The organism is Anaerovibrio lipolyticus LB2005 (assembly GCF_000621545.1).
Classification (GTDB): domain Bacteria; phylum Bacillota; class Negativicutes; order Selenomonadales; family Selenomonadaceae; genus Anaerovibrio; species Anaerovibrio lipolyticus_A.
In genome coordinates this window covers 181,366-199,623 of record NZ_JHYA01000001.1, presented here as the reverse complement: position 1 = coordinate 199,623, position 18,258 = coordinate 181,366, and the positions used below count along the sequence as shown (strand labels likewise).

Annotated in this window: 17 protein-coding genes; 16 read left to right on the top strand and 1 reads right to left on the bottom strand. The window is 44.4% G+C overall.

Translation table 11 applies throughout. The annotated features are described in order from the left end of the window. The first annotated feature begins 166 nt into the window (after nucleotides 1–166). The 13 genes from T355_RS0101030 (at nucleotide 167) to T355_RS0100970 (ending at nucleotide 13,313) form a co-directional block, all read left to right on the top strand. Complete coding sequence (locus T355_RS0101030) at nucleotides 167–1,567, top strand: L-fucose/L-arabinose isomerase family protein (RefSeq protein ID WP_027396112.1); 1,401 nt, start codon at nucleotides 167–169, stop codon at nucleotides 1,565–1,567. A gap of 3 nt (nucleotides 1,568–1,570) precedes the next feature. Then, entirely contained in the window at nucleotides 1,571–2,389 is an 819-nt protein-coding gene (locus T355_RS0101025) for a transketolase (protein ID WP_027396111.1), read from the top strand. After that, complete coding sequence (locus T355_RS0101020; RefSeq protein ID WP_027396110.1) at nucleotides 2,386–3,315, top strand: transketolase family protein; 930 nt, start codon at nucleotides 2,386–2,388, stop codon at nucleotides 3,313–3,315. The genes T355_RS0101025 and T355_RS0101020 overlap by 4 nt, the downstream gene beginning before the upstream one ends. Before the next feature lies 1 nt (nucleotide 3,316). Beyond that, on the top strand, nucleotides 3,317–4,801 hold the full coding sequence (gene glpK / locus T355_RS0101015) for a glycerol kinase GlpK (protein WP_027396109.1): 1,485 nt from the start codon (nucleotides 3,317–3,319) through the stop codon (nucleotides 4,799–4,801). Nucleotides 4,802–4,883: 82 nt separating this feature from the next. Then, the gene (locus tag T355_RS0101010) at nucleotides 4,884–5,879 is read left to right on the top strand and encodes a D-ribose ABC transporter substrate-binding protein (RefSeq protein ID WP_027396108.1); all 996 of its coding nucleotides are present in this window, start codon (nucleotides 4,884–4,886) and stop codon (nucleotides 5,877–5,879) included. Nucleotides 5,880–5,969: 90 nt separating this feature from the next. After that, nucleotides 5,970–6,611, top strand: a complete 642-nt coding sequence (locus tag T355_RS0101005; RefSeq protein WP_027396107.1) for a DUF2291 domain-containing protein — start codon at nucleotides 5,970–5,972, stop codon at nucleotides 6,609–6,611. A 15-nt stretch (nucleotides 6,612–6,626) separates the two neighbouring features. After that, the gene (locus T355_RS0101000; protein ID WP_027396106.1) at nucleotides 6,627–8,180 is read left to right on the top strand and encodes a sugar ABC transporter ATP-binding protein; all 1,554 of its coding nucleotides are present in this window, start codon (nucleotides 6,627–6,629) and stop codon (nucleotides 8,178–8,180) included. 20 nt (nucleotides 8,181–8,200) lie between these two features. After that, entirely contained in the window at nucleotides 8,201–9,238 is a 1,038-nt protein-coding gene (locus T355_RS0100995) for an ABC transporter permease (protein ID WP_027396105.1), read from the top strand. Between the two features lie 31 nt (nucleotides 9,239–9,269). After that, nucleotides 9,270–9,665, top strand: coding sequence for a D-ribose pyranase (gene rbsD, locus T355_RS0100990; RefSeq protein ID WP_027396104.1), 396 nt, complete (start codon nucleotides 9,270–9,272; stop codon nucleotides 9,663–9,665). An 11-nt stretch (nucleotides 9,666–9,676) separates the two neighbouring features. After that, complete coding sequence (locus tag T355_RS0100985) at nucleotides 9,677–10,681, top strand: substrate-binding domain-containing protein (protein WP_027396103.1); 1,005 nt, start codon at nucleotides 9,677–9,679, stop codon at nucleotides 10,679–10,681. A 9-nt stretch (nucleotides 10,682–10,690) separates the two neighbouring features. Continuing rightward, nucleotides 10,691–11,602 carry a ribokinase gene (gene rbsK, locus T355_RS0100980; RefSeq protein ID WP_027396102.1) on the top strand — a complete coding sequence of 304 codons (912 nt, stop codon included), beginning with the start codon at nucleotides 10,691–10,693 and terminating at the stop codon, nucleotides 11,600–11,602. Nucleotides 11,603–11,948: 346 nt separating this feature from the next. Then, nucleotides 11,949–12,572: a TetR family transcriptional regulator gene (locus T355_RS0100975; protein WP_027396101.1), complete on the top strand. Its 624-nt coding sequence runs from the start codon at nucleotides 11,949–11,951 to the stop codon at nucleotides 12,570–12,572. A 204-nt stretch (nucleotides 12,573–12,776) separates the two neighbouring features. Further along, entirely contained in the window at nucleotides 12,777–13,313 is a 537-nt protein-coding gene (locus tag T355_RS0100970) for a flavodoxin family protein (RefSeq protein ID WP_027396100.1), read from the top strand. 273 nt (nucleotides 13,314–13,586) lie between these two features. Here the strand turns inward: T355_RS0100970 and T355_RS0100965 are convergent, their stop codons facing one another. Beyond that, a complete protein-coding gene (locus tag T355_RS0100965; RefSeq protein WP_027396099.1) occupies nucleotides 13,587–13,775 on the bottom strand; it encodes a hypothetical protein in 189 nt (62 codons plus the stop codon). 100 nt (nucleotides 13,776–13,875) lie between these two features. Between T355_RS0100965 and T355_RS0100960 the strand changes: the two genes are divergently transcribed. Genes T355_RS0100960 through T355_RS0100950 form a run of 3 tightly spaced genes read left to right on the top strand, consistent with a single transcriptional unit; the run spans nucleotide 13,876 to nucleotide 18,238 of the window. Beyond that, complete coding sequence (locus T355_RS0100960; protein WP_027396098.1) at nucleotides 13,876–15,039, top strand: efflux RND transporter periplasmic adaptor subunit; 1,164 nt, start codon at nucleotides 13,876–13,878, stop codon at nucleotides 15,037–15,039. A 2-nt stretch (nucleotides 15,040–15,041) separates the two neighbouring features. Beyond that, the gene (locus T355_RS0100955; protein WP_027396097.1) at nucleotides 15,042–16,001 is read left to right on the top strand and encodes an NHLP bacteriocin system secretion protein; all 960 of its coding nucleotides are present in this window, start codon (nucleotides 15,042–15,044) and stop codon (nucleotides 15,999–16,001) included. 5 nt (nucleotides 16,002–16,006) lie between these two features. Continuing rightward, a complete protein-coding gene (locus T355_RS0100950) occupies nucleotides 16,007–18,238 on the top strand; it encodes an NHLP family bacteriocin export ABC transporter peptidase/permease/ATPase subunit (RefSeq protein ID WP_051555298.1) in 2,232 nt (743 codons plus the stop codon). The last annotated feature ends 20 nt before the right edge of the window (nucleotides 18,239–18,258 follow it).

The window sequence follows — 18,258 nt, the reverse complement described above, 5'->3', positions numbered from 1 at the left end:
ATAAAAAATCATGCGTAATTTACTAAAATTTTATTGAAAAATTTATATACTCAATGCTATAATGAGAATGTAGTAAAAGAGATCGTTGTACAGGGTTAGGAAGATACCCATAAGGTGAAACTAAAATTATATATCATAAATGATGTGTTATTTAGGGGGAAATGACATGGTTAAAATCAAGTTGGGCTACGCGCCTACCAGACGCAGTATCTTCAGTGCTCCAGATGCAGTTAAGTATCGTGGATTAACCCGTCAGCGCCTTGAGGAGTTGGGCGTTGAATTTGTTGATATTGATGATATCAACGAGGAAGGGCTTCTTTACGACGAAAATGATCGCTTAAAGATCGTTGAGAAATTTAAGAGAGAAAAAATCGACGGATTATTTTTGCCTCATTGCAATTTTGGTACTGAGTATTTATGTGCACGCCTTGCCAAGGACATGAACGTACCAGTTCTTCTGTGGGGACCTCTTGATGAGCGTCCAGAGCCAAATGGTGTACGCCTTCGTGATACCCAGTGCGGCTTGTTTGCAACGGGCAAGGTGCTCCGTCGTTTTCAGGTGCCATTTACCTATATGACTAACTGCCGCCTCAGCGACCCGGTTTTTGAGCGGGGCATCAGAGATTTTCTGGCAGTATGTAATATAGTAAAGACCTTTAGAAATATCCGTATTCTCCAGATTGCACCACGTCCTTATGATTTCTGGACCACCATGTGCAACGAGGGCGAGCTTTTGGAGAAATTTAACATTCAGCTTTCTCCTATACCAATGCCTGAATTAATGGATGCAGTAAAGGCAGCCAAGGAAGAGGGCACAGAGGTCCAGAAGGTGGTAGCTTACTGCCGCGAGAAGATGGAAATCAAGGTTAAGGACGACGAGCTTGAGAATGTGGCAGCTCTCAAGGTTGGCATGTCCAACCTTATAAAGAAATACGGCTGTAATGCAGCAGCAATTCAGTGCTGGAATGCTCTCCAGTCTGAGCTGGGCATTATGCCATGTGCAGCCAATGCACTGTTAAATGATGAAGGGATTCCAGTAGTTTGTGAAACTGATATCCATGGTGCCATTACCGCACTTTTGGTGGAGGCAGCAGGCATGGGTGAAACCCGTTCCTTCTTTGCTGACTGGACTATTCGTCATCCTGATATTGAAAATGGCGAGCTTTTACAGCATTGTGGTCCTTGGCCAATTTCCATTGCCAAGGAAAAGGCTCAGCTTACATATCCATTAGCCTTTGACCATCCAGGTTCCCTGACTGCTGAGGCACGTCACGGTGATGTAACCCTTTGCCGCTTCGACGGTGACAACGGCGAATACTCCATGCTTCTTGGTAATGCTAAGGGTGTTGAGGGGCCACGCTGCATGGGTACTTATCTTTGGATTGAGGTTGAAAACATTAAACGCTTGGAGGCTAAAGTGGTTGAAGGACCATATATCCACCATTGCGTAGGTATTCACAAGAATGTTGTGCCTGTACTTTATGAGGCATGTAAATACATTGGGGTAAAGCCGGATCTTTACGACCCAATAGAGGAAGAGGTTAAAGCGTATTTGAGAGGTGAGTAAGCTATGAATCTTGAAGCAAAGGCTTTGGATATCCGCAAGGATATTATCGAGCTGATTTATAGCGCAGGATGCGGCCATATTGGTGGCGACCTTAGTGTTACCGACATTTTGGTAGACCTGTACTATAAGCAGATGAATGTTGATCCAAACAAAATGGATGATCCAAACAGGGACCGTTTTGTTCTTAGCAAAGGACATTCTGTGGAGGCCCTTTACTGTGTACTGGCAGACAGGGGATTCTTTGACAAGAAGGAGCTTTTTGATACTTATTCCAAGCATTTGTCAAAGTACATCGGTCATCCAAATAACAAGATTAACGGTGTGGAAATGAATACTGGTTCCCTGGGACATGGTTTGTCCGTGGCTGTGGGGATGGCTATGGCCGGCAAGATGGATAAGCGTGATTATCGTGTTTATGCGGTTATGGGCGATGGCGAGATGGCAGAGGGCTCTAACTGGGAGGCAATTACTGCCGGTGCTCACTATGGACTTGATAATCTTACTGCCTTTGTTGACCGCAACAGACTTCAGATCTCTGGTACTACAGAGGAAGTTATGACCGCAGATGATCAGGAGGAGCGTTGGGCCGCTTTTGGCTGGAATGTGATTTCCATTCCTGGCAACAATATGGAAGCTATTGATAATGCAGTGGAAGAGGCAAAAAAGACTAAGGGTAAGCCAACTGTGATTATTGCAAATACCACTAAGGGCTGTGGCGTTTCCTTCATTGAAAACAAGGCAGCATGGCATCACAAGGTTCCTACTGAGGCTGAATATCAGCAGGCCCTTAAGGAGCTTGATGAAAGGAGGGCCCAGTTATGAACAAGATAGCTAATAAGCAGGTTATTAATGACGTTCTTTTGGAAGAATCTGCAAAGGATAAGGATATTATTGTTCTGTGCAGTGACTCCAGAGGCTCTGCAGGAATGAAATCCTATGCTGAGCAGCGTCCGGAGCAATTCGTGGAAGTAGGTATTGCCGAGCAGAATCTGGTGGGTATTTCCGCAGGTCTGGCTGCATGTGGCAAGAAGCCTTTTGCTGTATCACCAGCCAGCTTCCTTTCTACAAGAAGTATGGAGCAGGCCAAGGTGGATGTGGCATATTCCAATACTAATGTAAAGCTAATCGGTATCAGTGGCGGCGTAAGCTACGGAGCCTTGGGCATGACTCATCATTCTGCAACTGATATTGCAACTATGGGCTCTATGCCTAATATGCGGGTTTATCTCCCAAGTGATCGTTTCCAGACTGAGGCTTTGATAAGAAGCGTATTGAAGGATGAAAAGCCTGCATACATCCGCATTGGCCGTAATGCTGTTGAGGATGTATACGAAGAGGGCAATGTTCCTTTTGAACTGGATAAGGCTACATTGGTTAAGGATGGTACAGATGTTACCATTATAGCCTGCGGTGAGCTGGTGGGGGATGCCAAGGCTGCAGCTGAGGAATTGGCTGGCAAGGGTATTTCCACAAGAGTTCTTGATATGTATTGCATAAAGCCAATAGATAAGGATGCAATTATCAAGGCTGCCAAGGAAACTAAGCTCATCGTTACTGTGGAGGAGCACACCATGTATGGTGGCATGGGATCCATGGTGGCACAGATTACTGCAGCCAATGCTCCTGTTAAGGTGATAAATCTGACTTTGCCGGATGCCCCAGTGGTAACTGGTAAATCAAGAGAAATATTCAAGTATTATGGCCTTGATGCAGAAGGTATTGTTAAAACAGTAACGGAGCAGCTGTGATATGGCTAAATACATTTTAGGAATAGATCAGAGTACCCAGGGAACCAAGGTTCTGCTCTTTGATGAAAATGGCAAGGCTGTATGTCGCGTGGACAAGGGCCATCGTCAGATAGTGGATGAACGGGGCTGGGTAGAGCATGATCCTGAAGAAATCTGGAAAAATCTTCTGGAAATTACCAAGGAGCTTTTAAGTGAAACCAAGGTCAGCTGCAAGGATATTGCTGCTGTTGGAATTAGCAACCAACGGGAAACAGCAGTAGCTTGGAACAGGGAAAGCGGAAAACCAGTGTACAACGCCATCGTGTGGCAGTGTGCCAGAGGTGCCGCTATCTGCCAAAGGCTGGACAAGGATGGCTTTGGTGAAAGGGTTAAGTCCCACACTGGACTGGCATTATCCCCATATTTTTCAGCTGCCAAGCTGGCCTGGATTATAGAAAATGTGGATGAAGCAAAATCCTTGATGGATCAGGATAAACTGGCCGTGGGGACCATGGACAGCTGGCTGGTTTACAAGCTCACTGGCGGTAAGATGCACAAGACCGATTATTCCAATGCATCCCGTACAGAGCTGTTTAATATCAACACTCTTAAATGGGATGAGGATATATGTAATGCCTTCGGTATAAAAGCCACGGCCCTACCTGAGGTTTGTGATTCCAATGCTCTTTATGGTGTTACGGATTTTGATGGACTGTTTGAGCGGCCAGTGCCTATTCACGGGGTATTTGGTGATTCTCATGCAGCCCTTTATGGCCAAGGCTGCCATTTGCCGGGCATGATCAAGGCCACCTATGGAACTGGCTCTTCTGTTATGATGAATATTGGTTCAAAGCCAATCAGCAGCCAAAAGGGCTTGGTTACTTCCCTGGCTTGGAGCCTTGATGGCAAGCCGGAGTACGTTCTTGAGGGCAATATCAACTACACTGGAGCTTCCATTACATGGCTCAAGGATAATGTTGAGCTAATAGAAAGTGCGGCGGAAACGGCGGCTTTGGCCAAAAAGGCAAATCCTGCGGATAAAACCTACTTTGTTCCAGCTTTTTCCGGACTTGGTGCTCCTTATTGGGACAGCGAGGCTACGGGGATGTTTACTGGCATTACCCGCGTAACGGGTAAGTCGGAGCTGGTAAAAGCGGTGGTGGATTCCATAGCATATCAGATTTCCGATATTGCCACCCTTATGGAGGAAGAATCGGGTAAGACGCTGAAGGGACTGCGGGTAGATGGTGGTCCTACCAGAAATGATTATCTGATGCAGTTCCAGGCCGACATTTTAGATAGGCCAGTGGAGGTTCCGGATTCCGAGGAGCTTTCTGCTATGGGGGCTGCCTATGCTGCGGGAATTTCTGTAGGAATTTATGAAAATAAGAAGGTTTTTGACGGTATATCTCGAATTACTTATGTGTCGGGTATGAGTCAGGACCGTAGAGACCAACTTAAATCGGGTTGGGAGAGCTCAATAAGGAGAACATTGGCTCGTACATGATATTATTGGATTTAGCAGGGAGCCTAAACCTGATAAATCATAAACGTTTTCCAATTATATCTTAAAGGAGGAAAAAAATAAGATGGGTAAGTTCAAGAAAGTTTTGGCAATAGTAGCATCTCTTTGCATGATGATGATGCTGATTGCCGGCTGCGGTGCAGACAAGAAAGCTGCTGATGGAGGGGATAAGGCTGCTCTTAAGGGAGGCGGCTCCAACATTATTTATATCATCACTCCATCTCATTCCAATCCATTCTTCAAGACTGAGGCTGATGCAGCAGCTGCTAAGGCAAAGGCTCTTGGTTATGAAGTAAAGATGGTATCTCATGATGACGATGCAACAAAGCAGTCTGAGCTGTTCGAGAATGCTATTTCCGACAAGGCTGCTGCAATTATCTGCGATAACGCAGGTGCTGATGCAACCGTAGCAGCTGTTAAGAAGGCTCGTGAGGCTGGCATCCCTACTTTCCTGATTGACCGCGAGATTAATGCTAGCGGTGTTGCAATCTCCCAGATTGTAGCAAACAACTATCAGGGTGCAAAGGCTATTGCTGAGGCATTCGTTGAGAAGATGGGTGAAAAGGGCGAATATGCTGAGTTACTCGGTAAGGAGTCCGACACTAATGCAGGCGTTCGTTCCAAGGCATTCCATGAAGTTATTGACCAGTACAAAGACATGAAGATGGTTGCTCAGCAGACTGCAAACTGGGAGCAGACTGAAGGTTTCCAGAAGACTGAGACTATTCTCCAGTCCAACCCTAACATCAAGGGTATCATCTGCGGTAACGACACCATGGCTGTTGGTGCTGTAGCAGCTGTTAAGAATGCAGGCCTCCAGGGTAAGATCGCTATTATCGGCGTTGATGGTTCCGATGAGGCTGCTGCTGCAATTAAGGCTGGCGATATGACCGGTACTGCACTGCAGCAGGCTGCAAAAATCGCTGAAATGGCAGTTGAGCAGGCTGATAAGTACCTCAAGACTGGTTCCACTGGTCTCGATGAGAAGCAGCTTGTAGACTGCATTGCAATTACTGCAAAGAATGTTGACAAGCTCAAGACTTTCGTATACAAAGAGTAATTCTTAAGGTATAAAAAGCAAAGGTGAGGGTGGACAATAGGCGGTTCACCCTCTTTCCTTAGAAAATTGGAAAACGAGGAGTATACAATTATGAAGAAGAGAATTAGCTTAATTTTAATGATCTGTCTGGTAATGGTATTTTCTCTCACTGGCTGCGTTAAGGTAGTGCAGATCGGTCATGAGGATGAGGTTACCGGCAACAAGGCATTTAATGCTGCTGAGTCCGTTGAGGCTATTTGGGAGTCCCAGGCGGTTCCAGAGCTGAAGGAAAAGGCAGTAGAGTTGCCAAAGCTTCTTACTGAGGCTAATGGCACTTTAAAGTCCGTAGCAAGCAAGTACGGCAAGTATTCCATGGGTGATTCCGGTGAGCTGAGCTTTGTAGTAAAGGGCAAGGGTCAGGTTACTGAAGTTAACACCGAAAAGAAAGCTGGTTATATGGTCGTTCAGTTGGATGGATACAGCGGTCCTATGATTGTTAAGCTCCAGATTGGTAGCGTATTCAAGGGCGCAGCTATCCGTGACAGCCTCAGCTTTATTAAATATGAAGATTACACCAATCAGGTAGATTGGGCTAAAATATCACAGAGCATTCATGATGTTGTGGCAAAGGATGTAATTGCCCCTGCAAAGGTTACTGAGCTTAAGGGCAAGACCATCGAATTCACTGGTGCATTCACTGTTGATAAGCCAGATGAAATTCTCGTAACCCCAGCAGAATTAATTGTTAAGTAAAGGAGGCAACTGCAAATGGCAGTCAATATAACAAATGGGCCTGATGTTTGCCTTCATGCTGAAAAAATCAGCAAGATTTATCCTGGTACCAAAGCCTTGGATGAGGTTTCCTTCAATGTGTACAAGGGCAAGGTAAACGTACTCATCGGTGAAAATGGTGCTGGTAAATCCACCCTTATGAAAATCATAGCCGGAATTGAGCAGGAGTCTGAAGGCGAGCTGTTCATGGGTGAGGAGAAGGTTCATTTTGATGATGTAACTGAGGCCAGAGAACATGGTATCGGCATTATTCATCAGGAGCTGAATTTGTTCCCTAACCTTGCGGTATATCAGAATATTTTTATGGCCAAGGAGCGCAAAAAAGGCACCGTTGGTCTGGACAATGAATATCATGTAAAGGAAACCAAGCGGATAATGGAAAAGCTCCAGCATCCAATTGATCCTTATACTATCGTAGGCGATTTGCGTGTAGGTCAGCAGCAGATGATTGAGATTGCCCGTAATCTGATTCAGGATGATCTTAAAATTCTGATTATGGATGAGCCTACATCCTCCCTTAGTGAGCAGGAGGTACAGGTTCTCTTTAAGATTATGCGTGAGCTGACAGCAGAAGGTATTTCCATTGTCTATATTTCCCATCGTCTTGAAGAAATCATGCAGATTGGTGATTATGTAACCGTTCTTCGTGATGGTAAGCTGGTTGATAGTGCAGCCGTTAAGGATATTGATATTTCCTGGATTGTACAGAAAATGGTAGGTAAGGGAAAAAGTTATCCTAAGCGGGCTGGCAATATTGATTGGTCTAAGCGAGAGACTGTTCTTGAGGTTAAGGATTTGTCACTGCCTAAGAAGGGCGGTGGCTGGCTCCTTGATAAGGTCAGCTTCCAGCTTAAGAAGGGTGAAATCCTTGGTATTTACGGGCTTATGGGTGCTGGACGTACTGAGATATTCGAGTGTATTATGGGACTTCGCCCAGAGCACACCGGTGAGGTTATACTTAACGGCGAGACCTTGAAGATTAATAGTATCACTGAGCAGATTGATCGTGGCTTTGCTCTTATTCCGGAGGACAGACAGCGCGAAGGTCTTGTTCAGACTATGGACATTGGTAAGAATCTGTCCTTGTCCAGCTTGAAAAATTATGCTAAAGGTATTTTCCTCAAGAGTAATGAGGAAGAATCCAATATTGACAAGATAATCGATGAAATTCACATTAAGGTTGCGGATAAACGCCTGCCAATTCTTTCCCTGTCTGGTGGTAATCAGCAGAAGGTAGTTATTGGTAAGGGCATCATGACTAATCCAAAGATTCTTCTTCTGGATGAGCCATCCCGTGGTATCGATATCGGTGCCAAGACCGATGTATTTGAAATAATGAATCATTTCGCCGATGCAGGTCTTTCATTATTGGTTGTTTCCTCTGAGCTGGAGGAGATTAAATCCATTGCAGACCGCATCATCGTTCTCTCCAACGGTATCAAGACTGCAGAGCTTGCAGGAGATGAAATCACTGAGGACAGACTGGTTATGGCTTCCTATGAGGGGCATAACTCTGGGAAGAAGAATTAAAGAAGGGTGGATAACTTAAAATGTTTAAAGATAAAACATCATTGATGATGACCCTCCTGAAGGGCCGTACCTTGATTGTATTGGTGCTCCTGCTGATTTTCTTCAGCGTTGCAAATGAGAATTTCCTTTCTACTAATACCTTGCTGCTGTTGGCTAAGCACGTAGCACTCTATGGTATTTTGGCTATCGGCATGACCTACGTAATTATTACGGGCGGTATCGACTTGTCAGTAGGTGCCGTGGTTGGTTTGGCCGGCATGATTGCCGGCGGTATGATTCAGAATGGTGTAACTCTCCAGTTTGCCGGAGTAACCCTTTACTTCAGCGTTCCTATGGTAGTTATTCTCACCATTGTGGTTGGTGCCTTTATTGGTTGGCTCAACGGTATCATCATTACCAAGTTTGGCGTAGCTCCATTTATTGCAACCTTGGGTACCATGTACATGGCCCGTGGTTGGGCAATGCTTCACTCCAACGGTGCAACCTATTCCAGCCTTGCTGGTAATGAGGCTCTGGGAAATACCGGCTTCAGCTTCTTCGGCAGCCGTATTGCTGAGATTCCTGTTGGTGCTTTGATTTTGGTGGTAATTGCTATTATCGCTCATATCCTTTTGAAAAAGACCGTATTCGGTTGGCACATCTTTGCCATCGGTGGTAACGAGAAGGCTGCAAAGCTTTCTGGTGTAAAGGTTGATAAGGTTAAAATTCTGGTATACATTTTCTCCGCAGTATGCGCCGCTATCGTAGGTCTTATTACTGCATCCCAGCTGGAGGCAGCACATCCTGCCACTGGTGAGACTTGGGAAATGAACGCCATCGCTGCGGCTGTACTTGGTGGTACTTCCATGGCCGGTGGTATTGGTACTATTGGCGGAACCATCGTCGGTGCTTTCGTTATCGGTGTTATTTCCGATGGTATGGTTATGTGCGGTGTATCCGAGTTCTGGCAGATGATTATCAAGGGTCTTGTAATTATTCTGGCCGTAATCATTGACCAGTTCCAGCGGAACATGGAGGCTAAGATGGCTCTCCAGGCCCGCAACGAGTCCAAGGACTAATTTGAAAGCAGAAAGCTACGAGGCGATTATTATGAAAAAGACTGGTATTTTAAATGCTGACCTTTCCTATCTTGTTGCTGGTTTAGGTCACAAGGATTTGGTTATGATTGGTGATGCCGGGATGCCAATTCCTGAAGGTGTTACTATTGTAGATATGGCACTTGTTCCTGGAATTCCAACCTTTAAGCAGACTCTTGATGCTCTGCTTACTGAGATGGAAGTAGAATACTATTTTTTGGCTGATGAGATGGATGACAAAAATCCTGCTCTTAAGGCCTATGTGGGAGAGAAGCTCCCTGGTATTGAGCATGAATCCATGCCTCACGATGCTTTAAAGGAATTTTCCGCACAGGTGAAATTCGCTATCCGCACTGGTGAGTTTAGTCCTTATGCCAATGTTATTTTGAGGGCTGGTGTAGTATTTTAAAGGGGACTGCTATGAAGGTAAACATAAAGAAAATCAGTGAATTATCTGGTTTTTCTGTAGCAACGGTTTCCAATGCCCTTAGTAACAAGCGGGGAGTAAATAAGGATACAGCTGAAAAAATCATCAAAATAGCCCGGGAAAACGGGTATATCAAGGATGAAAAAATTAAGCGAATCAAGATGGTTACTTACCGCGATAGTGGAGAGGTCTTTACTGAATCACCATTTTTTTCCACCCTGCTGGACAGCATTGAGGCTGAAAGCAGGCGTTCGGGCTACGATGTTTCTATTGTCAATCTTTACCGGCATCATAGCGATTTTGAGGACAATGTTCGTGAGTTATTAAATGATACCGCATCAGCAGTATTGCTGGTGGGAACTGAAATGAATGAGGAGGATGCCCATATATTTCAGAATGCCAGCATACCACTGGTGATGGTTGATAATTATTTTGAATCGCTGAAATTTGATACTGTTCTCATGGACAATGAGGATTCTGTAGCAAAGGCAGTAAAGTATCTTTTGGAGAATGGTCACACCAAGATTGGTTATCTCCAGGGGGATACCCGGATCAGAAACTTTGTTGCCAGAGGGCGAAGCTTTAATCGGACATTGTGGGAAAATGGTTTTACTGTGGACAAGAATCTGGTGTTCAACGTAAAACCCAATGTGGTGGGTGCCTTCGAGGGGCTAAACCGTTACATTGCAGAAGGCAGAGAAATGCCAACCGCTTTTTTCGCCGATAATGATATGATTGCTTTGGGGGCCATGCAGGCATTACAGAAAAATGGGTTTTCCATCCCCGAAGACGTATCAATAATCGGCTTCGATGATATTACATTGGGAGAGGCCTTCTCTCCTGGGCTGACTACCATAAGTGTGGATATCAAGGCTATGGGACGCCTTGCTGTTCGCCGCTTGGTGGAGCAGATCCAAAACCGCGACGAGGCCCATTCATGCACCAGACTATATAATAATCTGGTTATTAGGGGCAGCGTGGGTAAATTGAAAAAATAAGGTGATTATATGAAGATTGCAGTTATTGGTTCAACTAATATGGATGTTGTATCCTACACTGATAAAATTCCCGAGGCTGGTGAGACCAGAGAAGCCACTGGCTTTCATACCGCTTGCGGTGGTAAGGGCGCAAATCAGGCTGTGGCTGCCGGCAAATTGGGTGCTGATGTAATGATGGTTACCGCAATTGGCGATGACCTTTTCGGTGAAAAGTCCATGGACAATTTTCTGGAGAATAACATCAATACAGATTATGTATGGACAGCCACTGGTGTAGCCAATGGTGTAGCAACTATTTTGGTGGATGAGTCTTCACAGAATCGTATTCTCATTCATAAGGGGGCAAATGCCTGCCTTACTCCTGAGGTCATTGAGGATGCTGAGGATGCTCTGAAGGAATGCGGACTTATAGTGTTGCAGCTGGAGGTGCCATTGGAGACGGTTTATGCCGCCATCGATATGGGTAAAAAGCATAATGTGCCTGTTCTTCTTAACCCAGCTCCAGCCAGCAAGGAGCTTTCTATTGAGAAGGCTTGTCTTTGCGATTTCTTTGTGCCAAATGAAACTGAGCTGTCTATTCTGACCGGCATGCCAACCAATACTCTTGAGGAGATTAAGGCTGCAGCTCAGACCTTGGTGGATAAGGGCTTAAAAAACGTAATCGTGACAATGGGTTCCAAGGGCTCCATGTGGCTTACCAAGGAGGATTATCTGGTGGTTCCTGCTGTTAAAGTCGATGCAGTGGATACCACTGGTGCCGGTGATTCCTTTATTGGCTGCTTCGTGGAAAACTATTCACGGACCCAGAACATCCCTGAAGCCATGAAGGAGGCTTCACAGTACGCTTCCCTTAGCGTAACCCGCAAGGGTACTCAGGATTCTTATCTTACAAGAGAAGAATTCGATAAGCTGAAGAAATAAATAGCGTAACATAAAATGCACACCCGTTTTGCTAGACTTTGTTTAGTAAGATGGGTGTGTTTTTATGAGTTTAAAACTGTATTTCAAGAAGTTTTATTTTATAACGCCATTGTTCAAATTTTTCTTCTTTAAGAAGAAAAATCTTCCAATTAGCGTTTCAACGAGCTGGGAGATATGCTCGCCAGCTGTTAAAGTTTGTTTCCCCCCACCTAAAGAGGAGGGGGACATCTTAAAGCTCGTTATATTGACACCGTGACGTTTTTTATATACAATAAAACTGACACGAAGTCATTTTTATAACGCAATTGTTGTCCCATGGAATATTTTAAGGTTTAAGGAGAAGGATATGCCAAAGGTTACAGAGGAATTTTTGCTGGCGAAACGGGAGGAAATTATTGATGCTTGTGCCCAACTGTATGAGACAATGAGTTTTAAGGATATAACCCTTAAAGAAATTGCCAATGCCACTTCCCTTAATCGTACATCAATATATAATTATTTTGATACGAAAGAGGAAATTTTTCTGGCGTATATGCAAAAAGAGTACGAGTTATGGATAGAAGACCTGGAAAATCTGTGCAGAAATAATAAGGAGCTTTCCAGGGATGAGCTGGCTGATAAGCTGGCAAAAACTCTGGAAAGGCGTGGAAAGCTGCTTAAGCTGATGACCATGAACCACTTCGACATGGAGGGAAACAGCAGGTATGAAAGCCTTGTGGAATTCAAAAAGGTATATGGTAATTCAATTAGGGCGGTAAAGAATTGTCTTGATAAGTTCTGTCAGGATATGAACGAGGACGCCAAACGGGAATTTTTGTATGTATTTTTCCCTTTTATTTATGGTATTTACCCCTATGTAGAGATCAATGAAAAGCAAAGGGAAGCCATGGATGAGGCTAAAGTGGGTTTTGTATATCACTCAGTATATGAAATAAGCTATAATTGCCTAAAAAAGCTACTGAACTGTTGAAGTAGAAAAAATCAATAAGAAAGGCAGGAAATGTATTGGAAGCTAAGGTGAGAAGCCATGGATAGACGAGAGTTTTTAAAGGTCACTAGTATGGGGGCTATTACCCTGTTTCTTTCAGGATGTGGTCTCTCAGGTCTGACAGGAAAAAATAAGAATAAGACAACTGAGGTGCCTGCAAAGGGCAGTGTATCAGGAGGGAAAAATATGAAAATAGTAGTTATAACATCAAGTCCTCATCCTAAAAATGAATCCACATCTATATACTTGGCTGACCGTTTTACCGAGGGCGCAAAAAGTGCAGGGCATGAGGTATTTGCCTTTGATGCGGCCAACGAGGACACCCATCCGTGTCGGGGCTGTGACAAGTGCGGTATGGATGGCCCATGTGTATTTAAGGACGCTATTGAAAATACACTTATGCCGAAAATGCTGGAGGCGGACCTTATCGTGCTGACTACGCCATTGTATTATTTTGGTATGTCAGCTCAGCTGAAGATAATAGTAGACCGGTTCTATTCCCGTACGGAAAAGCTTCACAGGAAAAAGTCTATAATGATGGCCACTGCTTATAACAGTGCTGACTGGACCATGGAGGCCCTGTCCAATCATTATGATACCTTGGTTCGTTATATGGAATGGACTGATGTGGGGCAGGTATGGGCAACAGGCTGTGGGGCACGCTCTTTGGTAGAGCGTTCTGAGTTTGCAGATGTGGCCTACAAGATAGGAGCTAATCTGTAAATCCTATAAAATATTAAAACTCCCGGATAATTATGATGTCTGGGAGCTTTTCATTTTTTTAGGTTTATATGCAGCTGAAGCAGGGGGACTTTTTGAAGTGAGGAAAAATTAGTGATAATAAATATAGAGAAAATTTCGAAAAGACTAAAAAACTTGGAAAACATAACTTTTTTTCTTATAATATTAGGTAGGGCATTTATACAAAAAAGACTGTAGGCACTCAATGGTGTCCACAGTCCTTTATTAATATATTTGCCATTTATTTAAAATAAATTACAAAGGCTTTTTAGTGATCATAGGATTCATTGGATTATGACCGCCAGCGGCAGCTAATTCATCCAGTTCTTCCCAAGAGAGTTCTCTCTTTTGCTTGCGCATTTCATGGAGATGGGCCTTGAGACTGGTCTTAACATTGCTGAGGTGTGAAAAATCCGTATTCATTAATTCATCCTGGATACTCATAATATTCACTCCCATCTTTTTAGTAGTTCTTATTTTACCATAACATACGACTCATGGGCAGGAGTATTACAAAAAAATATAAAAATTGTGAGGATTTACAATGAAAATTTACTTCTACTTAGGGGTAGGCATTATTATTACGCTGATTGTAACATTATTTGGCTATAGCGTTTATTTAAATAATCGTGGTGAAAATCAGATTGCTGAGCGCATGTCCAATCATCATTTGCCACTTACTGGTGTAAAAGTTCAGGAACGAAGTCTAATGCCTGTTGTTGAACTGGATTTGGTGAACCTGTACTCAAAGGATATGACGGATGTAATGGCTCTGGAGAACGGTCGGGTTATCCAGCTGTTTGTTGAGAAAAATAGCCAGGTTGCTAAGGGAAGCCCTATCATAGAGCTGGTTGATGAGGATATACCGCTTAAAATACGGCAGGCCGACAGTGATATTTTTGAAGCAGAAGCTCAGCTGGTTAAGGCGAGAAATACCTATAACCGTTATAGCCAATTACTTGAAAGCTCGGCGATTTCCCTTGAGAAATTCGACGAGGCGGAGGCTGCATATAAGGCAGCCCAGGCTAGATTGGCCAATTATGAGGCACAACGGGAACAGCTTTTGGTAAGGCAGTCACGGGAAATTATAAATTCTCCTATTGATGGAGAAATATTAAGTCTTTATCAGACGGTGGGAGCTTATGTAAAGGCTGGTACACCGGTAGCCTTGGTAGGCGATTTTTCTCATCTTAATTTTACTTCCACTTTAAAGGATATATATACCAAGCATCTATATGTGGGACGGGAATTTGATCTTACTATCAGAGAAGGCGAGGGCCTTCAGAAGTCCTATGGAGCAAAAATATCCTCTGGAAATTTGGGCGAAGATCAGGTCTTTCGTGCAAAGGTTGAGAAGATTACCCCTGATTTAAGTGAACCTGCCTCTATACGTCAGGTGGTATGGAGTATAGATAATAGGGTGGGCTTGCTGGAGCCGGGAGCATATAGCAAGCTGTGCCTTCAATCTAACTTACCACATAAATGTTTGACGGTACCAGTAGGAGCATTTATAAATGAAAATAAAACTCAGGTGGCTGTGATGGATGAGGATGGCCGTTTGGCTATACGGAGTGTTGAAATCGGTGTAACTGATGGCAAATATGTTGAAGTAAAATCGGGACTTCAGGCTGGAGATATAGTTATTACTTCAGATACAGAGGGAATTGAGGAAGGAACGCAGATTGATATTGTATTGGAGGATAACTGATCATGACAGATGGTAGCAAATTTTTTAGCCGGGCGGCATTAGATAAGCTACGTTCCCCGGACAGATTGGATGCCCTCTTGCCCATAACCACCCCTATTGGCTGGATGGGCTTATTGGCTGTGGGCTTATTATTGCTGTCCATTGTTATATGGTCAATTTTCGGTTCTCTCACTGTCAGAGCTGATGGTGTGGGAATGATTATTGATTATGGTGGTGTTACTAATGTTACTCATGTTGCTGGGGGAAAGGTGGCTAGCGTTCATGTGCGGGAAGGCTCCCATATTAAGAAGGGGGATTTGATTGCCCGTTTGGAGCAGTCAGACCAGTCCGCAGACACCAATATTGCAAAATTTGAATCAGAGTTGGCCAGCAATATGCGTGATACCTCCAGTCAGGTATATCAATATCGGGCAAAGCTGTATAAGCAGCAGCTGGCCCGGGATGTAACCAGTGATTATGACGGCATAGTAGATGAAGTGATGGTTCGCAAGGGAAGTATTATCGATAGCGGCAGTCCTATCTGCAGTGTTCGTCTTACCCAAAAGAATGCCGATTTAATGGGGGTGCTCTATGTTCCGGTGGACAAGGGCAAACGCATAGAAACCGGTCAGACTATTCAGATAGTACCAAGCGGTGTTGATGCGCAGGAATCCGGAAGCCTGGTGGGAGTAGTGCGCACTGTATCCAGTTACCCAGTATCTTTAAAGTCCGTTGAACAGCAGATTGGCAACCCAGAATTATCCCAGCGCCTTATGGCCAGTGGGCAGGGGGCAGTAATGGAGGTGCGTTTCATACTTGTAAGAGATGAAAATTCTCCTTCAGGGTATTTGTGGACCTCCGTGGTGGGACCTCACAAACCAGTTTCTGCAGGTAGCTTTTGTACAGGTTCTATTATTATTGAGCGTCGTCCTCCTATCGAAAAAGTATTTTATAAAATCAGCCAATGGCTGCGGAATAGGTGAGTCAGATGGCCTTTGAGTTCTTAGATAAACTTCATATTGGACAGGGAAATCGAGTGAAGGTACCAACCATTTTGCAGATGGAGGCCACCGAGTGTGGGGCTGCATGTCTGGCTATGGTATTGGCTCATTATGGCTTATGGATTCCCCTTGAAAAGCTGCGGGCTGAATGCGGCGTAAATCGTGATGGCAGCAAGGCCAGCAATATGTTGCGGGCGGCAAAGAGGCGTAATTGCGAGGTCCACGGCTACAGCTGGGAGGCGGAAAATATACGGGAGGAACCGGAGTTTCCCCTGATTATTCATTGGGAATTCAATCATTTCGTGGTTCTGGAGGGAATCATTAATGACAAGGTATATTTGAATGATCCGGCTTTGGGACGCCGTACTGTGGATTGGGAGGAATTTCTTTACTCTTATACAGGAATTGCCCTTGCTATTAAGCCAGGTCCGGGCTTTAAGCCGGAGGGCCATCGATACAATGTGTTTAAAGCTGTGGGAGAAAAGCTGTGGCAGGATAAATGGGGAATGTGTTTCCTCATTTTGTTAGGGCTCTTTATGATTATTCCCGGATTGGCATCACCAGTTTTCAGTCAGATATTTTTGGATGAAATTTTAACTAACAAACATCCTGATTGGATGCCAAATTTGTGCCTGGCCATGACTATATCCTTTGTGGTGTCAGCGGTGTTGACATGGCTTCGTTCCGTTATTTTGACCCGTTGGCAGCGGAAATTGACTCTGGCAGATTCATCCAGCTTTTTCTGGCATTTATTGAGATTGCCTATGCAGTTCTTTCACCAGCGATATGCTGCGGAGGTGGCAGGGCGCATCAGCATGAATGAGGCTGTGGCAGGAGTTTTATCCGGCAGTGCTGCTACTGCAGTGCTGGATGGATTTGTAGCACTATTTTTCTTATTGCTTTTATTGCAATACAACCTTACTCTTACCCTTATTGGTATTGTATTTCTCATGATGAATATTGGGGTGCTTTTGCTGACACGTCGGCATTTGACGGATTTGACCATGCGTATACAGCAGGATGCAGGCAAGGAGTATGGCGTAAGTATAAATGGTCTCACCATGATTGACAGTATCAAGGCCAATGGTAATGAGGGAGATTTCTTCATGAAATGGGCGGGATATAGGGCAAAGGTTTTGAATGGTATGCAGGAGACCCAAATCTGGATGCTGTCTGTGACTATGCTACCAACCCTGTTATCTGGCTTGAATGGAGCACTTATAATGACCTTTGGTGGCTTTTCCATTATGGATGGAGCCATGACGGCAGGTATGTTCGTGGCCTTTCAGCATTTGATGACGAATTTCCAGGCTCCTGTGAATAATCTGACGGGTCTTTATACCAGCCTTCAGACTACTGAAATGCAGATGCAGCGACTTAATGATGTGCGGTGCTATGGCGTAGATACCCTAAACTACCCAGATGAAGGCGAATATAGCATTGGCACCGATATATCGAAAGGCACATCAAGTGCTGAATCCAAAAAGCGGTTGTCTGGTGAGTTGACTATGGAGCATGTATCCTTTGGTTATAGTCCATTGGAGCCTCCTCTATTAAAAGATTTTAATCTTCATTTAAAGCCGGGGCATTGGGTGGCCATAGTGGGCTCATCCGGAAGTGGCAAATCTACGGTAGCCAAGCTGATTACAGGATTATATGAGGAATGGGATGGCCAGGTACTTTTTGATGGTATACCACGTCGCCAAATTCCCCGCAATGTTATAACCTCATCCCTGGCTGCTGTTGATCAGGATATTTTTCAGATAACTGGAACTGTAGCTCAGAATATATCCCTTTTTGATGATTCCTTACGTCAAAGTGATATTATTCACGGAGCTATGGATGCCTGCATTCATGATGATATCCTTCAATTGGATGGTGGTTATGATGCCAAGGTGGCAGAAAGTGGACTGAATTTCAGTGGCGGACAGCGTCAACGGCTGGAAATAGCCCGGTCGTTGGCAGTTAATCCTTCGCTGTTGATACTAGATGAAGCTACTAGTGCTCTGGATCCGGTTGTTGAGGAGCAGGTGCTTGCCAATATTCGTCATCGTGGCTGCTCCTGTGTTGTTATTGCCCATCGCCTGTCTACTATTCGGGACGCAGATGAAATAATTGTTTTGGAAAAAGGCCAAGTGGTAGAACGGGGACGCCATCGTGATATGATGAAGCATGATGGCCCGTATCGTAGGCTGATTGAAGAACGGGACAGTAAATAATTTTTTAGTGAGTTGTGATA

Coding starts and splice junctions, on each gene's coding strand:
- T355_RS0101030 (WP_027396112.1), top strand. CDS start 167: ATGGTTAAAATCAAGTTGGGCTACGCGCCTACCAGACGCAGTATCTTC.
- T355_RS0101025 (WP_027396111.1), top strand. CDS start 1,571: ATGAATCTTGAAGCAAAGGCTTTGGATATCCGCAAGGATATTATCGAG.
- T355_RS0101020 (WP_027396110.1), top strand. CDS start 2,386: ATGAACAAGATAGCTAATAAGCAGGTTATTAATGACGTTCTTTTGGAA.
- glpK (WP_027396109.1), top strand. CDS start 3,317: ATGGCTAAATACATTTTAGGAATAGATCAGAGTACCCAGGGAACCAAG.
- T355_RS0101010 (WP_027396108.1), top strand. CDS start 4,884: ATGGGTAAGTTCAAGAAAGTTTTGGCAATAGTAGCATCTCTTTGCATG.
- T355_RS0101005 (WP_027396107.1), top strand. CDS start 5,970: ATGAAGAAGAGAATTAGCTTAATTTTAATGATCTGTCTGGTAATGGTA.
- T355_RS0101000 (WP_027396106.1), top strand. CDS start 6,627: ATGGCAGTCAATATAACAAATGGGCCTGATGTTTGCCTTCATGCTGAA.
- T355_RS0100995 (WP_027396105.1), top strand. CDS start 8,201: ATGTTTAAAGATAAAACATCATTGATGATGACCCTCCTGAAGGGCCGT.
- rbsD (WP_027396104.1), top strand. CDS start 9,270: ATGAAAAAGACTGGTATTTTAAATGCTGACCTTTCCTATCTTGTTGCT.
- T355_RS0100985 (WP_027396103.1), top strand. CDS start 9,677: ATGAAGGTAAACATAAAGAAAATCAGTGAATTATCTGGTTTTTCTGTA.
- rbsK (WP_027396102.1), top strand. CDS start 10,691: ATGAAGATTGCAGTTATTGGTTCAACTAATATGGATGTTGTATCCTAC.
- T355_RS0100975 (WP_027396101.1), top strand. CDS start 11,949: ATGCCAAAGGTTACAGAGGAATTTTTGCTGGCGAAACGGGAGGAAATT.
- T355_RS0100970 (WP_027396100.1), top strand. CDS start 12,777: ATGAAAATAGTAGTTATAACATCAAGTCCTCATCCTAAAAATGAATCC.
- T355_RS0100965 (WP_027396099.1), bottom strand. CDS start 13,775: ATGAGTATCCAGGATGAATTAATGAATACGGATTTTTCACACCTCAGC.
- T355_RS0100960 (WP_027396098.1), top strand. CDS start 13,876: ATGAAAATTTACTTCTACTTAGGGGTAGGCATTATTATTACGCTGATT.
- T355_RS0100955 (WP_027396097.1), top strand. CDS start 15,042: ATGACAGATGGTAGCAAATTTTTTAGCCGGGCGGCATTAGATAAGCTA.
- T355_RS0100950 (WP_051555298.1), top strand. CDS start 16,007: ATGGCCTTTGAGTTCTTAGATAAACTTCATATTGGACAGGGAAATCGA.